This is a genomic window from Herbaspirillum sp. UBA812, assembly GCF_002296545.1.
In the GTDB taxonomy this organism is placed as follows: Bacteria; Pseudomonadota; Gammaproteobacteria; order Burkholderiales; family Burkholderiaceae_D; genus Herbaspirillum; species Herbaspirillum huttiense.
Genome location: NZ_DBIC01000125.1, coordinates 1 through 4,157, shown reverse-complemented (window position 1 = coordinate 4,157; position 4,157 = coordinate 1). Strand labels below are relative to the sequence as shown.

The window sequence follows — 4,157 nt, the reverse complement described above, 5'->3', positions numbered from 1 at the left end:
CGTGCGCGTGCGCGCGCGGCTGGATCGGAAGGATAGAGCGGCGCACCGTCGAAGACGTCTTCCAGATATTCCGTGATGGCCGAGGATTCGGACAGGGCCAGCTCGCCATGCTGCAGCGTCGGCACGCGCGCCGTCAGGGACAGCGCGGCATAGGCGGGATCATGATGGGCGGCGGCGTCGAGGTCGACGGTGTGCAGAGCGAAGGGCAAGGCCTTTTCGCGCAGGGCGACGAAGACCGACATGGCATAGGGGCTGGCGTATTGGGCGTCGACGTGGAGTTGCAGGGGCAGGGCGGATGACATGGTGTTTCTCCTTGAAAGCAGGGTTCAGAAAGCAGACGACAGCAGCGCCTGCCGCTGCGTCATCAGACGCGCATGCAAGCCAGCGCTGACCGGTACGAAGGGCAGGCGGACTTCCTGTGCGCACCAGCCATCGGCGTGCAGCAGGGCCTTCAGCGGTGCCGGGCTGGGTTCGGCAAACAGATCGCGGATGACCGGCTGCAACGCGTCGGAAATGTCCCTTGCCTGGTGCCACTGGTTGTCGCGGATCAGTGCCTGCATCTGCACGTGCCAGTGCGGCATCACGTGGGCCGAGGCAGCGATGACGCCGTGCGCGCCCAGGCACAGCGCCATGAAATTCTGGGCGTCGTCGCCCGAGAGGATGCGCAGCGAGGTCTCGTTGACCAGGCGCTGCATGCGCTCCTGGCTGCCGCCGCATTCCTTGAGGCCGACCACGCGCGGATCCTGCGCCAGTTGTTGCAGCGTCTCCAGCTCGACCTGGCAGCCGGTGCGATAGGGAATGTTGTAGACCAGCACAGGCAGGTCGGCGCTCTCCGTGACCGCTTCCACATGGCGGCGGATACCGTCCTGAGATGGCCGAACGTAAAGCGGTGGCGTCACCAGCAGGCCATCGGGCCGCAGTCGTGACAGTACGCGTGCGCGCGCCACCGCATCGTGCGTGGACGCGGTCGACAACCCCATGACCAGCGGTAGCTGCGGGACTGCAGCGCGCAGGGTCGCCAGCAGGGCGTCCTGTTCACCTGGCTGCAGCAGGATGCCCTCGCCCGTGGTGGCCGCGACGACCAGCCCGCTGATGCCTTGTTCGGCCAGATGTTGCGCCAGCCGTGCCAGGGCAGGGTGGTCGATGCTGGCCGCGTCGCCCGCCAGGAACGGCGTGACGATGGGGACCCAGACTCCGGTAAAGCTTGTGTGCATGTGTACCTCATGAAGAACGGTTGAAGAAAGCCGTTCCGCCGGCAGTGCGCCGGGCGAGGTCTGAAAGAAGGGTGATGTTGCGATCCAGTCCCGCCAGGCGATCCGCCGGACGGGACGTGACATCCCCGTCAGCGGAGATGCCGTTTTTTGGTGTTCAGCCCGCGCAGGCAAACGCCGGCGGCCGGGAGGGCAGCTCGTGTCTGGATGGGGGATCGCTTCAGTTGCATGGTGTGGGAAGTGATGGGCTGAGCGACGATAGTAAACGAGATTGTCGGAAAAGTTCAAATGCCGTGTGGCGTTTCTGCACCGTGCAGATTCACAATCGCCCTTTTCCTTGCTGGCAAAAGAGGTGGTGATATGAAAGGCATGCAATCGAACCGTGATGTCGTCGTTGAGGGTGCAATAATGGGGCCTTTCTTATGCCCGGATGACGACATCATGAACGACGGCAGCGCGCAAGCCATCCCGGATTTCGGTCAGGATTTCCGCGCGCTCCTTAATTTTCTGTACGCGGGCAGTGATACAGAAACGCTTTCGCCAGAGCGCTTTGCTGCAGTGCTGCGTATCGATGCTGCCGCGCTCATGGCCTCATGCCGCTACCCGGCGCTGTCACATGGCAGCGAAGCCTACGCCATGCAAAGGCATTTGCATGAAGCCCTACGCGTCATTCGGCTCTGCAATGATCTCTTCGGCAATGTGGAAGCATCCCTGGCCTGGTTTCAACAGGCCGCGCTCCCGGTTTTCGGTGGCAATACGCCGCATCAGCTGGTGTCGGAAGATCGTACCGATGATCTCGTGCGTTATCTTTCTTCGCTGGAAGCCGGATTTTCGGGATGATCCTGACCAGTCTTGAGACGGTCGCTTATCGGGTCCATGTTCCTCGCTGGTCGTTTGATCCGGTCTCAGGTGCCGGCGCAGCGCGATTCGGCGGCAGGCTCAACCGGCCCGGCGTGCCGGCTTTGTACCTCTCGCTGGAGACGGCCACGGCACTGGCCGAATACCAGCAGTTGGCTCCACTGCTGCCGCCGGGTGTGATCGTGGCCTATCAGGTGAGGCTGGAGAAGGTGGTGGATTTCCGTGATGGCATCGGCCCGGGGTGGAGCCCGATCTGGCGGAGTTTCTATTGCGATTGGCGGCGCCTGCTTTTTCAGGACACCACTGAACCACCTTCGTGGGCGATAGGTGATGCAGCCATGACGTCAGGTGCCAGTGGCATCCTGTTTCGCTCGGCCCTTACCAGCGCCGGTTGCAATCTGGTGGTCTTCACGGAGAAGCTTGGACATGCCGATCAACTGAACGTGCATGATCCGCTGCGCACATTGCCAGCCGATCAGGCCTCCTGGCGGTAACGGTACCAGCGGCCTCGTCAAGAACAGATCAGCGAATCTCCGCGCTATACCTGAACTTGCTCCCCGCCCCGCGCGATTGTCGCCACTCCAGCGGCGCACCATCCGAGCCGAAGGCGATGCGTTCGATCACCACTACCGGCGTCTTTTCCTTGAGTCCCAGCAGCTTTGCCTGCGCCGCCGTCACCGTTTCCACCGTCAGGGTTTCACGCGCCGAGGCGACGATGAGCCCGCATTCGCGCTCATACAGCGGATACAGCAGATCGCCGAAATCCTCCGGTGCCTTCCCCGCCAGCGCCTTGAAGCGCTGGGCACACAGGTAGATGTTCTCGGCCAGCACCGGTTGTCCATCCACCTTGCGCAGGCGCAGCAGTTCGATCACCCGGGCGTGCGTCTTCAGGTGCAAGGCCTCGGCCACCTGGCGCGGTGCCTCGATGACCTTGCGGCTGACGATTACGCTGGTCGGCTGCAGCGGGCGGCCATCGGCCGATTCGAAGCGGAAGAAGCGGAACAGCGAATTGTCGAAACGCGCCTTGCGCACGAAGGTGCCACGTCCGTGCGTGCGTTCCACCAGGCCTTCGCTCATCAGCGTCTCGACCGCGCGGCGCACCGTACCCACGGCCACCTGATAGGTCTGGCTCAATTCGGCTTCGGACGGGATGGCTTGTCCCGGTTGCCATTTCTGGGCGCGGATCTGCGCCGCGAGCTGGTCACGCAACTGGAGATAGAGCGGCAGGCGCGCATCGGCGGCGGTCTGGTCAAGCATGCTGAAACTTGCCTTGCAAAAGAGAAAGTGCTCAGTCTACCCGGGGCCGGGCCTGCCCACAATGACAGGGTGCATCGTACGCACGCAGGTGGACGGCACTGCGCCGCCGTCCTTGTCCACCGATGATGCATCGCTGAGCGCCACAAGGTTTCATCGCTTGCCGCTGTGATCAAATTGGAAATCATCAAAGTTGCGCTGAGTACGACAGCGTGTTCCATCAGGCACTTATCGTCGATCATCAACTATGATGGGAAAGTCAAAATCTGCAAATAAGGAATGAACTTGTGGAGATGAAGACTTTGCTTGACGGCATTGCTTCGTAATTAAACAGCTTCACCGACTCGGCGCCCGTCCCCGAAACCGAGGAATGCTCTAATACCCATGGTAGTAACTGCATCGTCCAGCCCGCTATGATGCTGTCGTTCAATGGCGATGTCGGTGAGCGTACACGCCCGGACCATACCCACTTCCTTGCCAATTGTTCGCAAAGGCTCGGCGCATGGCATTTTTGATAGGGTATGACTAAGGGTATGGCAACCCCGTGCCGCGGGGCATCTCGGTGAGCTGCTTGGGATCATAGTTTCCCCAGCACATCCAACCAGTCTTTGCCTAACCCACATTGGCGACAAAAGCAGGAAGTGCCTGTGCAGCTACGGGGAACGCGAGAGCCCTGTCAACTTCAGCTTGCTTGATGCCGATCAATTGCTTACAAAACCCCATGATCTCACCGGTGTCGAAAGCGTAAAGTAGTCAACAGTTTATGAGACAGATATCTCTTTAAAAAAGCTTTGTGTTGATTTGCTCGCAGATTTGACCCTCTCCATTTGACCC

5 protein-coding genes are annotated in these 4,157 nt (G+C 60.9%); 2 read left to right on the top strand and 3 right to left on the bottom strand.

Going from position 1 to position 4,157, the window contains the following annotated elements:
* On the bottom strand, positions 1 to 302 hold a 302-nt coding region (locus B3873_RS07990; RefSeq protein WP_286865143.1), incomplete at its 3' end, for a glutathione S-transferase N-terminal domain-containing protein.
* A gap of 24 nt (positions 303 to 326) precedes the next feature.
* The gene (gene dapA / locus B3873_RS07985; RefSeq protein ID WP_286865141.1) at positions 327 to 1,214 is read right to left on the bottom strand and encodes a 4-hydroxy-tetrahydrodipicolinate synthase; all 888 of its coding nucleotides are present in this window, start codon (positions 1,212 to 1,214) and stop codon (positions 327 to 329) included.
* 366 nt (positions 1,215 to 1,580) lie between these two features.
* On the opposite strand from dapA, the gene B3873_RS07980 reads away from it, so the two are divergent.
* Entirely contained in the window at positions 1,581 to 2,051 is a 471-nt protein-coding gene (locus B3873_RS07980) for a DUF2384 domain-containing protein (protein WP_286865140.1), read from the top strand.
* Complete coding sequence (locus B3873_RS07975) at positions 2,048 to 2,563, top strand: RES family NAD+ phosphorylase (protein ID WP_259433654.1); 516 nt, start codon at positions 2,048 to 2,050, stop codon at positions 2,561 to 2,563. The genes B3873_RS07980 and B3873_RS07975 overlap by 4 nt, the downstream gene beginning before the upstream one ends.
* Before the next feature lie 28 nt (positions 2,564 to 2,591).
* Here the strand turns inward: B3873_RS07975 and B3873_RS07970 are convergent, their stop codons facing one another.
* Positions 2,592 to 3,326 carry a GntR family transcriptional regulator gene (locus B3873_RS07970; RefSeq protein ID WP_034331745.1) on the bottom strand — a complete coding sequence of 245 codons (735 nt, stop codon included), beginning with the start codon at positions 3,324 to 3,326 and terminating at the stop codon, positions 2,592 to 2,594.
* Positions 3,327 to 4,157 lie beyond the last annotated feature (831 nt).